This is a genomic window from Stratiformator vulcanicus (assembly GCF_007744515.1).
GTDB classification, from domain to species: domain Bacteria; phylum Planctomycetota; class Planctomycetia; order Planctomycetales; family Planctomycetaceae; genus Stratiformator; species Stratiformator vulcanicus.
Map to the genome: position 1 here is coordinate 1,951,065 of NZ_CP036268.1, position 18,404 is coordinate 1,969,468.

The window sequence follows — 18,404 nt, forward strand, 5'->3', positions numbered from 1 at the left end:
GGGTCAACTACCCGCTACTCAAGACGGTACAAGGGAGACCGATCACCGATGATACGCTTCGCCCCAACACGTGATACGGCAAACGAGCCTCCCGTGATGGGACTTATCTGATCGAAGCGGGAAGGCCGGCTCAGTTTCGAATGAAATCAATGATCTAATGAGCCGACTCACGAGTGGGAACAGAACCCGTTTTCGACTCGCCGAGGAACCGAAACCTCAGGGCTATTTCGAACGAGTTGACGCTCACGCGATGTGATCCCGCCGTCGCAAAGCGCACTTCTAAGGTCGCCCCTAAAACGTCCGTTCAACATATGTCGTGTCGACGTTGCCGTCGTTGAATGCGGCATCGTCGAAAATGCGGCGGAGTAGGGGAATTGTAGTCTTAATTCCCCCGACGTGCATCTCAGCGAGGGCACGTCGCATCGTCGCGAAGGCGTCTGCCCGTGTATCGCGATGGACGATCAGCTTCCCGATCATCGAATCATAATAGGGGCCGACGACGTAATCCTGATGCACGTGCGAGTCCCATCGAATTCCGCCGCCCCCTGGAATTCTAAGGTCCGTAATCCGACCCGGTGAAGGACGAAAATCATTGTCGGGGTCCTCGGCATTAATACGCACTTCAACCGCGGCGCCATTGACCTTAATATTTCGCTGCTTCAATTTGAGATGTTCGCCCGCGGCGACGCGGATCTGTTCCTTAATCAGGTCAACACCGGAAATCTCTTCGGATACCGGGTGCTCCACCTGAATGCGGGCATTCAATTCAATGAAATAAAACTTATGGTCTTTGTCGACGAGAAACTCACACGTGCCCGCGTTCGTATACCCGGCCGACTTCACAAGGCGCACCGCCGCCTTACACATCTCCTGTCGCACCGACAGCGGAAGATTCGGTGCGGGGCTTTCCTCGACCAGCTTTTGGTGACGCCGCTGGAGCGAGCAATCTCGCTCCCACAGGTGGACCACATTGCCATGAGTATCGGCCAGTACCTGTACTTCGACGTGCCGCGGACGCTCGACGTATTTTTCAATATAAACGCCGGCATTGCTGAAGGCTTTCTCGGCCTCTTGAGCGGCGGCTTTCAATCCCGCTTTGAGCGAAATGTCATTCCGGGCGACCCGCATTCCTTTTCCGCCGCCGCCGGCCGTTGCTTTAATTAAGACGGGGTAGCCGATTCGATTTGCGAGTTCGGCCGCTGAGGAATCGTCTGTAATCAAGCCCTCGCTACCGGGTACCGTCGGAACCTTTGCATCGGCGGCGATCCGGCGGGCGCTGTTCTTATCGCCCAGTTCCTCCATCGCTTTGTGCGGCGGACCGATAAACTCGATATTACAACTGCGACAGACCTCAGCAAAGTGGGCGTTTTCAGCCAGGAATCCGTAGCCGGGGTGGATCGCCTGAACGTTGCCGATCTCGGCCGCGCTAATGATCCGGTTGATCTGCAGATAGCTTTCCGAAGCGGGCGCATTACCGATGCAGTACGCCTCGTCGGCCAGCTTCAGATAATGAGCTCCGCGGTCGGCCTCGCTGAAGACGGCCACCGATTCAATACCGAGTTCACGGCAGGCACGGATCACTCGCAGAGCGATCTCGCCTCGATTCGCAATTAAGATACGCTGGAACATAGAAAGTCGGGCAGCTCGGTGACTCGAGGGCGCGATGATCTGACGAGATTCGCTCGCGTCTCAGGCGGATTCAATTCGGAACAGAGGCTGCCCGAAATCGATAGCGTCGCCGTTTTCGACAAGCACTTCGGCAATCGTACCGCGGATTTCAGCAGGAATCTGATTAAACACCTTCATCGCTTCGACAAGGCAGACGACCGTATCGGACTCGACTTTGGAACCGACTTTAACGAACGGAGGATCGTCCGGGCTCGGCGACGAGTAAAACGTGCCGACGGTCGGGCTTTTAATGTAAACACCGCCGTCGTCGGCCGCAGGTTTCGTTTCAGGCGAAGGTGCCGCACTCGTCACGGGCTGAGCAGCGGGCGGGGCTGGGGACTGTGCCGCCGGAGCGATGGCGGGCGGGACGTTGCCACCGACCGCGCCGCGCCGCAGACGCCACTGCACTTCCCCCTCACGAAGATTGACTTCGGAGACGTCGAACTTCTCCATTAATTCGAACAGCTTCTGCAACTGTTCGAGATCGAAATTGGCCTCTCCGGCCGGGGTCTTATCAGACATGGTGTCAGGTTCTCCGGTGCCTGCAGAGCCCTCTCTCGTCGTGTGGTCATTTTCCTGACGACGAGTGAGAAGCGTCGATAATCTTCCGATAGTTGTTTTGAGGATGATAGGTCGCGGGTATTTACCACGCGAGTTCGTGGAAGGTTCGGGGTAGGGAAGACAACACTTCGGCGCCACTTTCGGTCACGAGCACGTCCTCTTCGATTCGGATCCCGCCGAGGCCTTCGAGATAAATGCCGGGCTCGACTGTGACGACGTTCCCGATTTCAAGACAGCCCTCACCGAGCGGACTCAGTCGCGGTCCTTCATGAACTTCGAGTCCGATTCCGTGTCCAAGTCCGTGCCCAAATTTGTCTCCAAAACCGCCTTCCTCGATCACGTTACGGGCGATTCCGTCAATTTTCTTCAGTTCGGTCCCGGGCCGGATCGCCGTGATGGCCGCCTCGACGGCCTCCGACACAAGTTCCTGCGCCCGTTGAAGTTTGGGCGGGATCGTATCGGTGCGAGCGACGCGGGTCAAGTCACTGACATAGCCGTGCGGACCGACCACGCCCCAATCGAACAGGATCAACGGGTCGTCGCCGAGCTTGCGTCGTCCCGGCTGGTAATGGGGCAGGGCTGACCGATCCCCGACGCCGATAATCGGCTCGAACGACATGCCTTTGGCGCCTCGTCTTCGGGCGATGTATTCTAACTCTGCAAATGCTTCCAATTCGGTCGTCTCAGGGCCGACGCGCGTGAGCAATTCCGTGAATGCCGCTTCAGCAAGGCGGACAGCGTCGCGAATCTGCTCGACTTCACCGGCATCTTTGACCTGCCGAAGTGCTTCGACCTTGCCGCTCAACGGGGTGAGTTCACGCGACTCCAGACCATCGCGTAATGATTCCCACAGGGCGAAGTTGACCGATCCCGATTCAAACCCGATGCGATGACCCGGTTGTGACTGTAGGATGTCGACCGTCGCTTGGACCATCTTCTGCCCCGTCGACCGGATGAAGGCTTCCAAGTCAGCGCACTGTTCAGCGATCTGTGTCTCAAATCTCGCGTCGCTGATCAGGATCGTCTGGTCCGGCCCGACAAGCAGATAACTTGAGTCTCCGGTGAATCCGGTCAGATACGTGACGTTCGACGTGTTAGTGACGAGGAGGCAGTCCGCGTCGGTGGCGGCGAGTGTTTCGACGAGCTTCCGGCGACGGAGCTCGAACTCATTATTGTGGTCACCGCCGGGGATCGGGTGAGAGAGCTTCTCGGACATACCGTTGCCGCTTCATTCGTTCGGAGCAGTTCTCCCGTTAGCATATCGGGGTTTAATCAGAGTTCCCATACGACGAGACGACCGGTTCAGAAGCGCCGGCGTCTCTGTTTCGAAAGAAGTCGTCCGCTCATGCAGCCGAACGAGATCGAACGAGAATTGCAGCGGTTAATCGCCGGGGAAATCACTGCGGAGGATCTGTCGGCTCGGTTCACGCATTTCATGGAGCTAAAAACGTCGCGGACGTCGGATGCGTCGATCGATCTCGACCGGCCCCGTCGCTGCGGTTTTCCGGAAGTCGTGTTTTGCGAAGGCAAATCGGCCGCGAGCGTGGTCGAGATATTTGGGACGCTTTCGGAATCGGGCCACTCTGCGTTTGGCACCCGAGCCTCGACCGAGCAAGCGGAGGCTGTGCGGTCGCGATATCCGAGCGTCGTCGAAAACCGCGTCGCGCGGACTTTGAGAGTTCCCGCCGAATCAAATACGCAGCCGGAGATTCGTGGGCGAGTCGCCGTTGTGACTGCCGGTACGACTGATCTCCCCGTGGCCGAAGAGGCGGCGGAGACCCTTCGCTGGATGGAGGTCGGCGTCACAACCGTGGTCGATGTGGGCGTTGCCGGGCCTCATCGATTGCCGGAGCGGCTTGGGGAAATCGCGGGAGCCGATGCCGTAGTCGTTGCGGCGGGGATGGAAGGCGCCCTGCCCAGTGTTGTGGGCGGGCATGTCGCCTGTCCGGTCATTGCGGTGCCGACCAGCGTTGGCTACGGGGCCAGTCTCGGCGGCGTTGCGGCACTGCTCAGCATGCTCAACAGTTGCGCGGCCAACGTGACGGTTGTGAATATCGACGCCGGATTCAAAGCGGGTTACATCGCCGGTCTGATCGCGCGGAAGAATACGGCTTAAGCTCGAATCTGTTCGATGACCGCTTGTGTTCCGCCCCCGGTAATGCGGACGGCCCCGTCCCCGTCGATCAGGACATTGATCTCGCTGCGGACGCCGAAGTCATCGAGATAGATGCCGGGTTCGATCGAAAAGAGCGTGCGGGGCAAAACACGCCTCGTATCGTGTGTCTCGAGGTCATCCATGTGCGTTCCGTTGCCGTGGGTCTCGCGGCCGATGCTGTGCCCCGTCCGGTGGATAAAATACTCACCGAAGCCCGCCCCTTCGATGACATCCCGCGCGGCTCGGTCGACCTGCCAGCCTTCAAGGCGTTCGCCGTTTTGAAACGCGGAGCGAACTCGCCGCACCGCGGCATCGCGAGCGTCGGCGACGATCTGAAAAATCTCTGCCTCGCGCTGCGAGGGGTCACGGCCGACGACCGCCACGCGGGTGAGATCGCTGTAGACGCCATCGGGGGTATCGAGCTTGCCCCACAGGTCAACTAACACGAAGCATCCGTCCGTAATTTCGCAATCGGTGCCCGTTCCGGTTTCGTAATGGGGATCGCCCGCGTGTGGGCCGACCGCGACGATCGGGGAATGATCGGTCACAAGCCCCGACGATTCGAAGTGCTGAAGAATTGAGTCCCTGACCCCTGTTTCCGTCAGCGTCGTTCCTTCACGCATGGCCGTCGCGATCTGCGCCCAAGCTTTCTCAAATGCCAAATTAGTGAAGTGCGCGGCTTCAAGATGTGATTCGACCTGCTGATCCGACAGTGTCGCTTCAAATCGCTGGATTAAATCGCCGGAGGAAACGACCTCCGCCCCGGTTTCGCGAACGAGTTCAACGATTCCGGCATCGACCTGCGAAATGTACGGATTTCCGTTGCGTGGCGAATATTCCATCGCCACATTCGCTGCTCCAGAGCACAGCGATTTGAGCCCCTCCTCGAAGGACGCCCACGTCAGGTAGCGAATGCCGTCGCCCGGAAGATGGGCGAGCGTGTTTGACTCGATCTGATGGTTCAGCTTTCGCGGTGCGCCCTCGGCAGGAATCCAATATGCCCAGCGCCGGCTCGCGTGCATCTCGGCCGGAAAGTCGAGAACACGGCGGGCCAGATCGTTGGAGCCACGGAAGTCGAACAGCAACCACCCGTCGACCTGCTCTTCTTGCAGAGCGGCCTGAATCGAAGCGAGATCAAACATGGGCGTATCTGTTGGAAATGGATTCAAATCGATTGCTATACAAGCCCGAGGCGCAAGCCGTCGGGAAAATCACTGGCTGATTGACCATCGGCTCGCGCCTCTGGCTAATATTGAAACTGCGTCTTGAAACTGAGAGCAAGAACGTGGAGGTCATGCCTCGGCAGAGATTTCACCAAGGACTTCGCGGGCAGCCGTGATCGCTTCGTCGATGTGTTCCTCGGTGTGAGCCGCTGAGATGAACAGCGCCTCAAATTGACTGCACGGCAGATAGATGCCGCGCTCCAGCATCCCCCAGAAAAATTTTCCGAAACGGGCCGTGTCGCTCATTTGGGCGGTGCCGAGATCGGTCACGTCTTCTGACGTAAAGAACAGCGTCATCATGCTTCCGACGCGACCGATCGAATGAGGGATTCCGGCGGCTGTCGCGGCTTCACGAAGTCCCTGTTCGAATCGCGCCCCGAGTGCTTCGAGCCTTGGGTACGGGTTCGTCTCTTTCAATTCGCTCAGCGTCGCGATGCCGCTGGCCATGGCGATCGGATTTCCGGAGAGCGTCCCCGCCTGATAAACCGGTCCGAGGGGCGAGACGTTTTCCATCACGTGGGCGGCTCCGCCGTACGCCCCGACCGGCATGCCGCCGCCGATGACTTTCCCGAGCATCGTCATGTCGGGGGTCACACCGAATAGCTCTTGGGCACCGCCGAATGAGAGCCGGAAGCCGGTCATCACTTCGTCGAACCCGAGCAGTGTTCCGTCCTCAGAGCAAAGCTGACGTGCCGCATCGAGGAACTCGGGTTTCGGCGGAACAAGGCCCATGTTGCCGACGACCGGTTCCATGAACACGCCGGCGATCTGGCCTTCGAACTCGGTGAAGGCCTCAGCCAGTCGCTGCGGATCGTTGTACGGCAATACGATCGTGTCGGCTGTCGCTCCGGCGGGAATGCCGGGACTCGTGGGCACGCCGTGTGTGAGTGCTCCACTACCTGCTTGAACGAGCAAGGCGTCGACATGCCCGTGATAGCAACCTGCGAATTTGACGACCTTGTCGCGGCCGGTGGCCCCGCGGGCAACTCGGATGGCCGACATGCCGGCTTCGGTACCGGAATTGACCATGCGAACCATCTCGACCGACGGCACCGCATCGACGACGATCTCGGCGAGCACGGTTTCGAGATGCGTCGGAGCCCCGAAGCTGGTTCCATGCTTCAACGCGTCTTCGATCGCTTCGACGACTCTCGGGTGCCGGTGCCCGAGAATGTGCGGCCCCCATGAGCCGATGAAATCGATGTAGCGATTGCCGTCGATGTCGAACAAGTACGGGCCGTCACCGCGGTCCATAACGACCGGCTCTCCGCCCACCGCCCCGAAGGCCCGCGCGGGGCTGTTCACTCCGCCGGGAATGACCTTGCGGGCTCTATGGAATTCGGCGTGGCTTTTTTCGTGCGACAGCTTCGACGGCGCGGGCATTTCGAACAATCTCGATCAGGGTTCAGCGTGTCCCCCGATCGTAGTGTTCTGGCCTCGAATTTGGAGCGTCCCGCGTCAATTCGGATTCGTGAACATTGTTTAGCCGCGACCGATTGGAAGCGTGACGGCGTTTCTCATTGAGCGCTCCCTGGCGGTCGCGGCTAAACGAAAGAGCGTGAAAACAGAATATGACGTCAATTCAACTCGTGGGCTTTCTCAGTATCCGCGTTTGCACCAAAGGATTTGCGAAGATCATCGGCTGCGGCAGCGACCGACTCGTCGGGCCCCGTCAATTTGAGAAAGTAGTTGCCGGTATCTTTGACCTGCAGGATGACACCGATCATGCGTGATCCGGGGACGGCTTTGGTTTGCCGAAGGAAAGGCGGTCCGACCGACTGATTGTACGTGCCCGCGATGTCCACAAGGTAATAATCCCCCTGCTCGGAGCTGCCCTTTTTGACCTTGGCTGTTCGCCCCTCGCCGGCGAATTGTCCGATCCAACGTTGGATGTTGGCGTCAACGCCGCCTGCTCCACCGCCGAAAAACGAAATCACTAATTCCGGCTTCGCCTCGTCGCCTTCGGTCGTCGGCAGCTCGAATTGAGCGAGCCTCAGCCGGTTCGCCGGAGGTTGTTGCTCCCAGGACTCAGGCACGTCGAGCTTGATGTCCTGAATCTTGACCTCGTTCGATTCGGCACTGGCGAATGAATAGACGAGCAAGACAAGGGCGGCCGTCAGCAGTACGGCGCGGCGAAAAAAAGCTTCAACGGGATTGTTCGGCATCAAGTCGGCCTCCGAGTCGCATGAGTGTTTCCTATCCGACCCGCATTGTGAGGCATCAGTGCGACCGAAATCAATCGGCGGGAGCGGCAACCCTGCGCGGCATGTCCACAATCGATTCGGCGACCGCAGTCGCAGGCGTCGTGACGGAAGGTCTCGATTTGTCAACACGCAAGGCCCGGGCGACAGGCTCTGCTGAGTCGGAGCATCGTCGGACGGTGGCCCCGAGGTCACTCAGTTTTTGGTCGAGACTGACGTAGCCGCGATCGAGGTGCGCGATGTCGGTGACGGTTGTCGTGCCTTCCGCAGCCAACCCCGCCAAAACGAGTGCGGCACTGGCCCGCAGGTCGGTGGCGCGGACCGTCGCGCCATGCAGCCGTGAGACGCCGTTGACTTCGGCTCGACCGAGTGCCGCTTCGATGTTCGCCCCCAACCGCCGCAACTGGGCCACGTGGGCGAAACGCTCCGGAAAAACACGATCAACGATCGTCGATCGACCCGTCGCCAGACAGAGGTACGCCGTCAACTGTGCCTGCACGTCGGTCGGTATTGCCGGGAAATGATCCGCAACGAGGTCGACGTTCGCCAAGCGTGTACTTCGAGTGATACGTATCGCGTCCGAGCCGGTCGGAGTGATCGATGCTCCGGTTCGGGTCAGCACATCGATCACGGCTTCCAGATCTTCCAGCGGTGCATTTCGAATGAGAACATCGTCGCCGACCATCGCGGCGGCAATCGTCAAAGTCGCGGCTTCGATTCGATCCGGGATGAGATCGCAAACAGCGCCGTGCAGCTTTCGTCCCCCGTTGATTCGAATGATTTGTGTTCCGGCTCCTTCGATGTCGGCCCCCATTTGCTGCAGGGCCTCGGCCAGAAAGCGGACTTCCGGCTCCGGGGCTGCCGATCGAATGACCGTCGTCCCCGGCGCCGCCGTCGCGGCCATCATCACATTGCAGGTGCCGGTCACCGTGCCGCCGCAAGGCCCGCTGAGGTCAATGTCAGCCCCTCTAAGTCGCTGCACTTTCCCGACGATCAAGCCGTCCCCGACCTCGAAGCGGACCCCCAATGCTGACAGACCTCTGAGGTGCAGATCGATCGGCCGAGTTCCGATCGCACAGCCGCCGGGGAGCGGGATGATTGCCCGCCCGGTTCGAACCAAGAGAGGCCCGAGCAAACAGATACTCGCCCGCATCATTCGCGACTGAGGACAATCGGCATCTGACGAATTTAGTCCGCCCGCATCCAAGGTGACGGCATCTTTGCTGTAGCGATCAACAGCGACTCCGAGCCGTTCCAGAATCTCAAGTAGTCGCGTCACGTCAGACACGAACGGAACGCTGTTAAGTCGGACCGGCTCATCGGTCAACAGAGCCGCAGCCAGCATCGCGAGCGCGGCGTTTTTCGAGCCGCTGACGGCGACTTCGCCTGCGAGCCGCCTTCCGCCGCAAATCTCGAACGCGTCCATGCTGCCGACCTTGGGGACCTTGATCGCCGGACGGTAGCCGATTCGCGACGCTCAGTCGAGGGGAGCAAAACAGCGCACAAACCGGACTTCGCCGTCGACATCCCTGATCGGCTCAACACGATGAGCCCATGTCGCCAGCAGATCGCAAACTGTTCGAGCCTGCTCGGGGCTGAGTTCGATGATCAGCATTCCGCCGGGTGCGAGATGGTGCGCCGCGTGTCCGACGATCTTTCGAATGTGATCGAGTCCGTCAGCCCCCGAAAGCAGGGCCTGATTTGGCTCGTGCAGACGAATGTCGGGCGAGAGCGACTCCCATTCGGTGTCGGCCACGTAGGGTGGATTGGTGGCAATGACATGAAATTTCGCATCGCTCGGGACAGCTTCGAACAGATCGCCCTCGCAGAACTGCACACGGTCTGAGACTTCGTGCGTTTCAGCGTTCCGACCGGCAACCGCGAGGGCCTGCGGCGACAGGTCGGTCGCGACAACCGATGCTGGCGGGCAATTTTTTGCAGCGGAGATCGCGACACATCCGGAACCGGTGCAGAGATCGAGCAGACACGGCGATTCGCAGGTCTTCAGGTGCGCCAACGCTTGCAGCACGAGCGTTTCGGTCTCGGGACGGGGAATCAACACGTCGGACGTGACTTCAAACCGCAGGCTGAAAAATTCGCGATAACCGACCAGATAGGCCACCGGCTCGGCATTCGCCCGCCTCTTCACCAAGTCGCGCATCTTGGCTCGTTGGGCGTCCGAAAGAACCTCATCAAACTGGACGTAAAGCTGGATGCGCGGGCAGCCGCGAGAATGGGCGAGCAAAATTTCCGCTTCGAGCCGCGGACTCTCACTACCGTGCGACTTCAGATGCTGAGTCGTCCAGTCCAGAATTTTCCTGACGGTCCAGGCGTCGGTATTCACGCTGGCGTTCTGGACGGAAGGGGAAGAGGTCTGCGAAGTGGCCATGGGCGATCCGTCGCCGAATGATTGTGTCCGTATGTCCCTGTTTCAGTGTAGTCGCTGGCGCGCCGGGTCGACAGGGCAAGGCTCATGTGTTGCGGGTGTTGCGAGCGATCCGCTTACTTCGTGCGCGGCTTGTGTTGGTTGATCCGCTTACTTCGTGCGCGGCTTGTGTTGGTTGATCCGCTTACTTCGTGCGCGGCTTGTGCTGGGTCGCACTCGATTACGACTTCACGCCCTTGAGCCGCTCTTGCCGGTCGAATTCGAGCAGCCCGTCGACCAACTCTTCCATGTTGCCCAAGATGATCTGGTCGAGCTTGTGGATCGTCAGGCCGATGCGGTGGTCGGTCAGACGATTCTGCGGGAAGTTGTAAGTGCGAATGCGGTCGCTGCGATCACCGCTGCCGATGAGCGTGCGTCGCTGGTCGGCCCGCTCGTTTGCCGCTTCCCGCTGCTTCAAATCGAGGATCCGGTTGCGGAGTTCGGCCATCGCCTTGGCGCGATTCTTGTGCTGGCTCTTCTCGTCCTGAATTTTGACGGCGAGCCCCGTCGGCAGGTGCGTGATGCGAACGGCTGACTCCGTTTTATTGACCTTCTGCCCGCCCGGTCCGCCGGCTCGCATGGTGTCGACCTGCAAGTCATCCGGCTTCAATTCCACTTCGACCTCGCTCGCTTCCGGCATCACGGCGACGGTTGCCGCGCTGGTGTGAACGCGTCCCTGTGTTTCGGTTTCTGGCACGCGCTGGACGCGATGCCCGCCGCTTTCGAACTGCAACTGGTGAAACGCACCTTCGCCGGCGATGTTGACGACGACTTCTTTGAAACCGCCCATATCACTGGACGTCACTTCCGAAATCTCGAACTTCCAACCCTTCGTCTCGCAATATCGCTGATACATCTCAAACAGGTCGCGAGCAAATAAGGCCGCTTCTTCTCCGCCGGTTCCGGCCCGAATTTCCATCATGAGCCCGCCGCGCGTGATCGAGTCGCCAGCCGTCGCGAGATCTTCGAGCTCTTCGGCCATCGCTTCGCGTTGCTGCTGAAGCTCCTTCAGTTCCGCCTCGGCGTACTCTTTCGTCTCCGGATCACTCTCTTCGTCGAGCATCTCTTTGGCAGCGCCGAGATTTTCCTCTAATTCGTGAAACTCGCGGACTTTTTCGGCGACGGTCTTCAAACCTCCGTACTCTTTTTGGATCGCGATCATGCGATCAACGTCGGAGGTCACTTCAGGATCCTGAAGCTGAAGCTCCAACTCCTCGAATCGCTGTAGTTTGGTCTCAAGACTCGGAAACATTGTGGCACGTTCGCGGAGTAGGAGAGTCACACTTGCCTGAAGCGCAAGCGAGGGAGTCGCGTAGTCATCACGAGCGGGATGCGCTTGCTATTTCGGGAGCCGAAGAGCGGAATCCCGTGCTGGCGCTGCGGGCTTGTGTGGCGAGAAATACTTTGGCTTCACAATGGGTATTTTCGAAGGGCGCATAAAACAGGACGGGCCGCCACGCGACCCGTCCCGACTTTGAGAACCCAGCTATTCGCTTTCGGCTTCCGCCTCGGCTTTGCCCTTTTTGCCGCGCTTCGACCAGTTGTACTTCTTCTGAAACTTCTCGACGCGACCGGCGGCATCGACGAACTTCATTTTGCCGGTGAAGTAGGGATGCGACGCAGAACTGATGTCGACTTTAACGAGCGGGTAGGTGTTGCCGTCTTCCCACTCGACGGTCTCCTTCGACCGCATCGTCGACCGCGTCATGAACTTGAATCCGCTCGACGTGTCCTGAAACACGACCGGATGATAATCGGGATGAATACCTTCACGCATGACCGTTCCGCCTTAAAAGCGCGTGCAATTTGACTGCGTTGAGTCTGACCGATCGTCAGCAGTCTTCAAACAGGCCGCCAACCGTCCCATCGCGATTGATGCAACGAGGGGATCGATGCGGTAGAGAATCGCGGCGCTGGGCCGCAAGTCGAGCAGTCTAATGATCATCCCGCGCGGCGGCAACCATTCTCAGCGAGACCTTCGCAATTTCAACTCGGCGACCGGCCGAACCGAAGTGGGGCTCACTCCAAGCAGCTTCGAGCCGAACCGTTGCAGATCGAGCGGACCATCAGTCGGCATTGTGAAGCGCCGCAGTTCGACGCTGTTCCCCGGTGAAACCGTGGCGACACCGGTTCGGCAAGGCCACAAAAAATGATCTCCGATCGCAATCCCGCGGCCAATGGGCATCAATTCTGGACGGGCGCGGAGGCCATCACCGACTGGTTCGAGAATCGGGTCGACCGTGGGATTCCCGTCGGCGATGGCAAATGACGTGATGCGATGTGACGTTCGATCAACAAACGTCACATCGAGCGGGTGCCCGCATTCGGAGGACGAAAGCGGTACCAGCGACACGTCCGGCGAAAGCAGTTGTGCCCACAATATCCGACCGATCGACGGTTCGACGCAGATGATCGTCGACGGATCGGCTAGCACAAACAACAAGCCTGCACGATCGATGACCTGCACAGCTCCAAGTGCAGGGGCCCGTCCATTGGGCGCGGGCATGCCAAGAGACAATCGCCATCGCTCTTGGCCGGTCGACGTACTCAGCCCGACGGCGGTCAATTCGTCCCGACCCCCTCGCAAAACAATCACAAGCATGTCGGCTGAAACGGCCCCGCCGGCGATTCGCCCGTCAGCGGGTGTCAAAATCTTCCGCCATCGCAAATCGCCCTCACGATCGAGATCGAGACACACGAGCTGTTCCGCATTGGATTCGGAGTCGAGGAAGGGATCAACCGACGGGTCCTGCTCCGCCGAAACGCCGACGCAGCAAAATAAACGATTGCCGTCGATTGCGATCATTGAAGCCTGTATCGCGTTCGGCTCCGATCCTTGATTTTCGACCTCCGTCTTCGAACGCCGCAGTGTGCCGATCGCTGGTGGATAAAGCGGCAGCTTGGTCAAACCCGGACCAATCTCCCTCGGCACAAATTTCCAAATCGAACTGCCGTCCGCGGCTGTCAAAAATTCATCGGCGGCGGCGATTGCGAGACGCTGGCCCTGTGCAAGCTGGTTCATCTCGATTAGCTGTTCCGATGGTCCGAGCAGCACCGGCAGGGAATCGCGCTTGAGTTGGATCGATTTCCTGACCGGCATGCTCAAAATTCGCGACATCACGTCGCTCACCGCTCCGGTGACTCCTCCAACTTCGACGTATTCTTCGTCGAACTCCGAACCAATCCTTGCCCGCTCCGCTGAAGCAAGTGCCGGGAAGCCGGCCAGGTGCAAGGCCGCGATGTAACGGACATAAGCCGCGATCATCCGGCGATCGCTCGGCTTACTGCCGTCACCATCGGCTTGATGAATACCGGTTGAATACCAGCGAATCGCTTCACTCGGTCGGCCGCGTCCCCAAGCATCTTGTGCCAGCGAACGGCTCGCCGCGTTCGACTTCGACGCGGAAGGCGAATACGCCTGCCGAGTCAGTCGCGCTCGTTCGAACGGAGCCAGTGGAGAGTCTCGAACCGCGGCGCCTTCGACGTTCTTCGACTCAGCCGGAGGTTCCAGCCCGCTCAAACGGCGGATGACCGGCCCGGCGAGGCGAAAGTGACCTCGAGAAACCCGAACAAGTTTGAGATCGACCGACTCGTCGAAAGCCGCAAGCCGTTTTCTCGCGGCGGCGGGATCGGTCGCGATCACCTCGCGAAGGACCGATAACTCGCGCGACAAACCGCGATCGTAGGGAATTCGCCAACCGGAATCGGAGTCCGCAGCGATTGCCGATCCGGTGAGAATGCCAAGCAACAAGACCGCGAAAGCAGTCCTCGCGAACGGCGACAAACCGACTCTCCTCGCCGTCGTTCGATTCGTCTCAACGCCGATGAGTTGATTCGTCACAGAGAGCTCGCTTTCCAATGTTCCAATCGCTCTCGTCTCCTCGCATCGGTGGGCGCAGCCGCGATTGCGATCATTATGGGTGGACTTACAATGCGGCTCAATCACCTCAGAGTATTGCGAATCGAAGGAATCGCTGTGGCAGCGAAAATTTTAGTCGACGGCGAGTGGCGTGACTCGTCGGGCACCGAGAAATTTCAGGCGGTCAATCCGGCCACCGGAGAGCCCATTTCGGAAGACTTCCCGATCAGTCCTTGGTCCGAAGTCGAGCAGGTTCTCAGCGCCGCCGCAGACGCCTTTCGACAGTTGCGATCGACTTCGCCGCAGCAGCGGGCGGCCTTTCTGGAAGATTTTGCCGACCGGATCGATGCCGATGCGAGCACGCTCGTCGAAATCGCTCACGCGGAAACCGGTCTACCCACTTCTCCTCGCCTAGCCGATGTCGAATTGCCGCGGACGTCCAATCAGCTCCGGCTCGCTGCCGCCGCGGCTCGCAGTGGGTCATGGGCGATGCCCACAATCGATACCGGGACGAACATTCGTTCGGTCTTGGAACCGATCGGCCCGGTCGTCACGTTCGCTCCCAACAATTTTCCGTTCGCCATCAATGCGGCCGCGGGGGGTGATTTGGCGGCGGCCATTGCGGTCGGCTGCCCGCTGATTGCGAAAGCGCACCCGTCGCATCCGGGCACATCTCGTCGCTTTGCCGAGCTGGCTTTCGCGGCTCTCTCCGAAACGGACCTGCCGCCGGCCACGATTCAGTTGCTGTATCACATGGCTCCCGAAGACGGCTTGAAGCTGGTCTCGCATCCGAAAATCGGAGCTGCCTCGTTTACGGGTTCGCGGCCGGGCGGATTGAAGCTGAAGGAAGCGGCCGACAAGGTCGGTAAGCCGATCTATCTGGAGCTGTCGAGCATCAATCCCGTATTCATCCTACCGGGGGCCCTCGATGAGCGTCTCGACACGATCGCGGGAGAATTCGCCACCAGTTGCCTGATGGCGGCCGGCCAATTCTGCACAAATCCCGGCGTCGTCGTTCTCCGCGAGGGTGAACTTGCCGAGGCGTTCCTCGCCAATGTGCGAGAACGATTTGAGGCCGCCCCGGCAGGCACAATGCTCAATCAAGGCGTTCGTGACCATTGTGCTGCGGCCATCGATCAACTTGTCGCAGCCGGTGCATCGCAAGTCGTCGCGTCAGGCGACACCGACGGGTCCCGCTTCTGCTACCCGAACACGCTGCTGCGGATTTCCGGCGATCAATTTCTGGCCGACCCGGAAACATTTCAGACCGAAGCGTTCGGCAATACCTCGCTATTCGTGTTTGCTTCGAGTGATGAACAACTCGAGCAGATCGCCGACCGGTTCGAAGGCAACCTCACCGGCTGCCTCTACACCCACGGCTGCGGCGATGATGACGCACTTTACGACCGGATTGCTCCCGTTTTGAAGGAACACGTCGGTCGGCTGATCAATGACAAGATGCCGACCGGCGTTGCGGTATCGCCTGCTATGAACCACGGCGGCCCGTTCCCGGCGTCGGGGCACCCCGGTTTCACGGCAATTGGGATTCCCGCGTCGCTGCGCCGCTTTGGCAAACTGACGAGTTATGACAACGTCCGCCCCGGACGACTGCCCGATCTGCTAAAGAACGAAAATCCGCTCGCCGCCTGGCGCTTCGTCGACGGCGAATGGACGAAGGCGTCGATCGAATAAAGGTGCTCGTCACACAAGCCCGCAGCGCGAGCGAGGGATTCCGCGGGGAAACATCCCGTTTAATCTTCAAACAGGGCGACCCTTGTGATGACCCGCGGGCGAGATCGCCTGATACGCTCGTTATCGCGTGAGCAAATCCCTTGCTGGCGCTGCGGGCTTGTTTAGGTGTCGCGCCAGCGGCGTTCGATGTCGCCGTAGGCGTCGATCCGCCGATCTCGCAGAAACGGCCAATGCGTGCGATGCACGTCGATGCGGTCGCGATCGATCGTGGCGTGCAGGATCGTCTCTTCATTCGCGGGGGCCTTGGCGATGATATGTCCGTCTGGTCCCGCGAGAAATGTCTGTCCCCAGAACTCGATGCCTTCGCCGCCTGAGCCTTCCGGCGCCGGCTCATGTCCGATGCGATTGACCGACGCGACATAACAGCCATTCGCGATCGCGTGAGATCGCTGAATCGTCTCCCAGGCGTCATGCTGGGCTTCGCCGAACTCGGCTTTTTCGGAGGGGTGCCAGCCGATTGCGGTCGGGTAGAAGATCACTTCCGCCCCGGCGAGCGCCGTCAGCCGGGCCGCTTCGGGATACCACTGGTCCCAACAGACGAGCGTTCCGATGTTGCCGAACTTCGTCGCAAAGGAGCGGAAGCCGAGATCGCCGGGCGTGAAGTAGAACTTCTCATAATAAAACGGGTCATCCGGAATGTGCATTTTCCGGTACAAGCCCGCGACTTCACCATCAGTTCCGATAACGGCGAGCGTGTTGTGATAGAGCCCCGCCGCCCGTCGCTCGAACAGGCTTGCCAGCACGATGATCCCGGCTTCCCTGGCAATGCTTCCCAACCGCTGCGTCGACGGTCCGGGGATCGACTCGGCCAGATCGAAGTTCCGGTGATCTTCGCTCTGGCAGAAGTACCGCGAACGGAACAACTCCGGCAGACAAACCACCTCGGCACCGTCGGAAGCCGCTTGCTTCACGAACTGCACGGCTCGATCAAGATTCTCGTCGGGGTTCGCAGAACACCGCATCTGGACGAGGGCGAGGCGGGTCTGTCCCTGTTTATGCCCGCCGGATATCATCTCACAGGCCTGACGCAAAGGACATCACGGAACGCGAAAATGAATCTTGACTCGATTCGCACAGTCTTGACTGCCCAGCCGTTTCGCCCTTTCGAGGTCGTCACTTCAAGCGGGGATCGCCACGGAGTCAGACACCCCGAGACCGTTGCCATCGCGCCCGGCGCGATGGTCGTCGTAAAGGACGGCGGGCGATTTCACGTGCTCTCGCCGATGCACATTACGGAATTGAACTACGTCGACCCGAGCGTCGCCGAAGACGCAACGTAACTACTTTGCTTTCGCCGCTTCCAGCTTCGACTCGATCGCCGCGACCTGCCGGGTGTATCGGTTGGCTTTGTACTGGAAGTGCTTGCGCCTCGGCGTGCTGTTGGTTCGGTCTTTCAGATCGGTGTATTTCGCTGCGAGAGCTTTTTTGACACCCAACAGATTTTCGAGCTTGCGGATTTTGAGCGACATGATTCGGTTTGCACGTAGAGTTCGGCCGGTCTTTGGAATCGCGTAGTTTGCCGGATTGGGCGTCAGAGTCAAGAGAAGCGTGCACCTACTGCTGCATCCCCTTCGTCAATTCCATGAACGCCGTCTCCAAGTTCACCTCTTCTTCCCGGAACAGGAACACGCGGAATTGGCTTTCGAACAGGGCTTGGGCGAGGTCGTCATAGTGTTCGACGTCCTTGTTGAGCGTGACGCGGATGGTTCCGTCCTCTTCGACGTCGACACGGCCGACGTTCTCGTGACCTTCGATGAGCCGCGCCGCATCTTCGGTGCGTTCTTTGACCCGAATTTCGAGCGTCGTCGATTCGCGGGCTTGCCGCATGACATCGCGAACGTAGCCGTCAGCGACGAGCACGCCTTTTTCGATCATGCCGACGCGGGTGCAGACGTCGGCCAGCTCCGGCAAAATGTGACTGCTGACCACGACCGTCTTGTTGAGCTCGCCCAGCTTTCTGAGCAGCCGGCGAATTTCGATGCGGGCCCGTGGATCGAGGCCGCTGGCCGGTTCATCGAGCAGCAGCACCTGCGGGTCATGCAGCAGCGTCCGCGCGAGGCCAACCCGCTGCGTCTGGCCGCGGGAAAGTTGGCTGACCATCGCGTCCCGCTTGAAAGACATGTCGACGAGTTCGAGCTTTTCCTCGCAGATTTTCCGTCGGCCGGGACCGTTGATGCGATAGGCGCTGCAGAAAAATTCCAGATACTCCATCACCGTCATGTCGTCATACACGCCGAAGAAGTCGGGCATGTAACCGACCATCCGCCGGATCTCTTCCGGATCGGTGTAGATACTTTTTCCGCAGACGTAGGCCTCGCCGTAGTCGGGGGGCAGCAGCGTGGCGATCATCCGCATCGTGGTCGTCTTGCCTGAGCCGTTGGGCCCGATGAAGCCGAAGACGTCTCCTTCCTTGAGATTCAAATTGATCTCGTTGACGGCGACGAGGTCGCCGTAACGTTTCGTCAGTTTGCGGGTTTCAATCACGGTGCCACTCGTAGTCGCGCGGGGAATGCAAATGTCATCATTAATTAGCGGTATCTGTCCATCAGAACCGAGAAAG

At 59.6% G+C, this 18,404-nt stretch carries 17 protein-coding genes; 3 read left to right on the forward strand and 14 right to left on the reverse strand.

Annotated elements, in window-relative coordinates:
* Positions 1–291 precede the first annotated feature (291 nt).
* The 3 genes from accC to Pan189_RS07600 form a co-directional block, all read right to left on the reverse strand.
* Positions 292–1,629 carry an acetyl-CoA carboxylase biotin carboxylase subunit gene (accC, locus tag Pan189_RS07590; protein ID WP_145363335.1) on the reverse strand — a complete coding sequence of 446 codons (1,338 nt, stop codon included), beginning with the start codon at positions 1,627–1,629 and terminating at the stop codon, positions 292–294.
* Positions 1,630–1,689: 60 nt separating this feature from the next.
* Positions 1,690–2,190 (reverse strand): acetyl-CoA carboxylase biotin carboxyl carrier protein, encoded by a 501-nt coding sequence (accB, locus tag Pan189_RS07595; RefSeq protein WP_145363336.1) that lies wholly within the window; start codon positions 2,188–2,190, stop codon positions 1,690–1,692.
* Positions 2,191–2,311: 121 nt separating this feature from the next.
* Positions 2,312–3,445: a M24 family metallopeptidase gene (locus Pan189_RS07600; RefSeq protein ID WP_145363337.1), complete on the reverse strand. Its 1,134-nt coding sequence runs from the start codon at positions 3,443–3,445 to the stop codon at positions 2,312–2,314.
* Positions 3,446–3,574: 129 nt separating this feature from the next.
* Between Pan189_RS07600 and larB the strand changes: the two genes are divergently transcribed.
* Complete coding sequence (larB, locus tag Pan189_RS07605) at positions 3,575–4,345, forward strand: nickel pincer cofactor biosynthesis protein LarB (RefSeq protein ID WP_145363338.1); 771 nt, start codon at positions 3,575–3,577, stop codon at positions 4,343–4,345.
* On the opposite strand, the gene Pan189_RS07610 is transcribed toward larB, so the two are convergent.
* The 8 genes from Pan189_RS07610 to Pan189_RS07645 all read right to left on the reverse strand — a co-directional run bounded on the left by Pan189_RS07610 (position 4,342) and on the right by Pan189_RS07645 (position 14,074).
* Positions 4,342–5,526, reverse strand: a complete 1,185-nt coding sequence (locus Pan189_RS07610) for a M24 family metallopeptidase (protein ID WP_145363339.1) — start codon at positions 5,524–5,526, stop codon at positions 4,342–4,344. The genes larB and Pan189_RS07610 overlap by 4 nt on opposite strands.
* A gap of 150 nt (positions 5,527–5,676) precedes the next feature.
* Positions 5,677–6,990 (reverse strand): glutamate-1-semialdehyde 2,1-aminomutase, encoded by a 1,314-nt coding sequence (hemL, locus tag Pan189_RS07615; RefSeq protein ID WP_145363340.1) that lies wholly within the window; start codon positions 6,988–6,990, stop codon positions 5,677–5,679.
* A gap of 194 nt (positions 6,991–7,184) precedes the next feature.
* Complete coding sequence (locus Pan189_RS07620) at positions 7,185–7,772, reverse strand: hypothetical protein (protein ID WP_145363341.1); 588 nt, start codon at positions 7,770–7,772, stop codon at positions 7,185–7,187.
* Between the two features lie 70 nt (positions 7,773–7,842).
* On the reverse strand, positions 7,843–9,234 hold the full coding sequence (murA, locus tag Pan189_RS07625) for a UDP-N-acetylglucosamine 1-carboxyvinyltransferase (protein WP_145363342.1): 1,392 nt from the start codon (positions 9,232–9,234) through the stop codon (positions 7,843–7,845).
* Positions 9,235–9,285: 51 nt separating this feature from the next.
* Entirely contained in the window at positions 9,286–10,197 is a 912-nt protein-coding gene (gene prmC / locus Pan189_RS07630) for a peptide chain release factor N(5)-glutamine methyltransferase (RefSeq protein WP_145363343.1), read from the reverse strand.
* Between the two features lie 217 nt (positions 10,198–10,414).
* Positions 10,415–11,485: a peptide chain release factor 1 gene (gene prfA / locus Pan189_RS07635; protein WP_145363344.1), complete on the reverse strand. Its 1,071-nt coding sequence runs from the start codon at positions 11,483–11,485 to the stop codon at positions 10,415–10,417.
* A 234-nt stretch (positions 11,486–11,719) separates the two neighbouring features.
* Positions 11,720–12,010: a type B 50S ribosomal protein L31 gene (locus Pan189_RS07640; RefSeq protein WP_145363345.1), complete on the reverse strand. Its 291-nt coding sequence runs from the start codon at positions 12,008–12,010 to the stop codon at positions 11,720–11,722.
* Between the two features lie 189 nt (positions 12,011–12,199).
* On the reverse strand, positions 12,200–14,074 hold the full coding sequence (locus tag Pan189_RS07645; RefSeq protein ID WP_145363346.1) for an outer membrane protein assembly factor BamB family protein: 1,875 nt from the start codon (positions 14,072–14,074) through the stop codon (positions 12,200–12,202).
* Positions 14,075–14,164: 90 nt separating this feature from the next.
* On the opposite strand from Pan189_RS07645, the gene Pan189_RS07650 reads away from it, so the two are divergent.
* Positions 14,165–15,784, forward strand: coding sequence for an aldehyde dehydrogenase (NADP(+)) (locus tag Pan189_RS07650; RefSeq protein WP_375154908.1), 1,620 nt, complete (start codon positions 14,165–14,167; stop codon positions 15,782–15,784).
* A 161-nt stretch (positions 15,785–15,945) separates the two neighbouring features.
* Here the strand turns inward: Pan189_RS07650 and Pan189_RS07655 are convergent, their stop codons facing one another.
* Positions 15,946–16,857, reverse strand: a complete 912-nt coding sequence (locus Pan189_RS07655; RefSeq protein ID WP_145363347.1) for a carbon-nitrogen hydrolase — start codon at positions 16,855–16,857, stop codon at positions 15,946–15,948.
* Positions 16,858–16,896: 39 nt separating this feature from the next.
* On the opposite strand from Pan189_RS07655, the gene Pan189_RS07660 reads away from it, so the two are divergent.
* Positions 16,897–17,124, forward strand: a complete 228-nt coding sequence (locus Pan189_RS07660; protein ID WP_145363348.1) for a hypothetical protein — start codon at positions 16,897–16,899, stop codon at positions 17,122–17,124.
* On the opposite strand, the gene Pan189_RS07665 is transcribed toward Pan189_RS07660, so the two are convergent.
* Positions 17,125–17,313 (reverse strand): hypothetical protein, encoded by a 189-nt coding sequence (locus Pan189_RS07665; RefSeq protein WP_145363349.1) that lies wholly within the window; start codon positions 17,311–17,313, stop codon positions 17,125–17,127.
* 85 nt (positions 17,314–17,398) lie between these two features.
* Positions 17,399–18,328, reverse strand: a complete 930-nt coding sequence (locus Pan189_RS07670) for an ABC transporter ATP-binding protein (RefSeq protein ID WP_145363350.1) — start codon at positions 18,326–18,328, stop codon at positions 17,399–17,401.
* Positions 18,329–18,404 lie beyond the last annotated feature (76 nt).

Excerpts from the sequence above, each read along its gene's own strand:
- accC (WP_145363335.1), bottom strand. The coding sequence starts at position 1,629 with ATGTTCCAGCGTATCTTAATTGCGAATCGAGGCGAGATCGCTCTGCGA.
- accB (WP_145363336.1), bottom strand. The coding sequence starts at position 2,190 with ATGTCTGATAAGACCCCGGCCGGAGAGGCCAATTTCGATCTCGAACAG.
- Pan189_RS07600 (WP_145363337.1), bottom strand. The coding sequence starts at position 3,445 with ATGTCCGAGAAGCTCTCTCACCCGATCCCCGGCGGTGACCACAATAAT.
- larB (WP_145363338.1), top strand. The coding sequence starts at position 3,575 with ATGCAGCCGAACGAGATCGAACGAGAATTGCAGCGGTTAATCGCCGGG.
- Pan189_RS07610 (WP_145363339.1), bottom strand. The coding sequence starts at position 5,526 with ATGTTTGATCTCGCTTCGATTCAGGCCGCTCTGCAAGAAGAGCAGGTC.
- hemL (WP_145363340.1), bottom strand. The coding sequence starts at position 6,990 with ATGCCCGCGCCGTCGAAGCTGTCGCACGAAAAAAGCCACGCCGAATTC.
- Pan189_RS07620 (WP_145363341.1), bottom strand. The coding sequence starts at position 7,772 with ATGCCGAACAATCCCGTTGAAGCTTTTTTTCGCCGCGCCGTACTGCTG.
- murA (WP_145363342.1), bottom strand. The coding sequence starts at position 9,234 with ATGGACGCGTTCGAGATTTGCGGCGGAAGGCGGCTCGCAGGCGAAGTC.
- prmC (WP_145363343.1), bottom strand. The coding sequence starts at position 10,197 with ATGGCCACTTCGCAGACCTCTTCCCCTTCCGTCCAGAACGCCAGCGTG.
- prfA (WP_145363344.1), bottom strand. The coding sequence starts at position 11,485 with ATGTTTCCGAGTCTTGAGACCAAACTACAGCGATTCGAGGAGTTGGAG.
- Pan189_RS07640 (WP_145363345.1), bottom strand. The coding sequence starts at position 12,010 with ATGCGTGAAGGTATTCATCCCGATTATCATCCGGTCGTGTTTCAGGAC.
- Pan189_RS07650 (WP_375154908.1), top strand. The coding sequence starts at position 14,165 with ATGCGGCTCAATCACCTCAGAGTATTGCGAATCGAAGGAATCGCTGTG.
- Pan189_RS07655 (WP_145363347.1), bottom strand. The coding sequence starts at position 16,857 with ATGATATCCGGCGGGCATAAACAGGGACAGACCCGCCTCGCCCTCGTC.
- Pan189_RS07660 (WP_145363348.1), top strand. The coding sequence starts at position 16,897 with ATGAATCTTGACTCGATTCGCACAGTCTTGACTGCCCAGCCGTTTCGC.
- Pan189_RS07665 (WP_145363349.1), bottom strand. The coding sequence starts at position 17,313 with ATGTCGCTCAAAATCCGCAAGCTCGAAAATCTGTTGGGTGTCAAAAAA.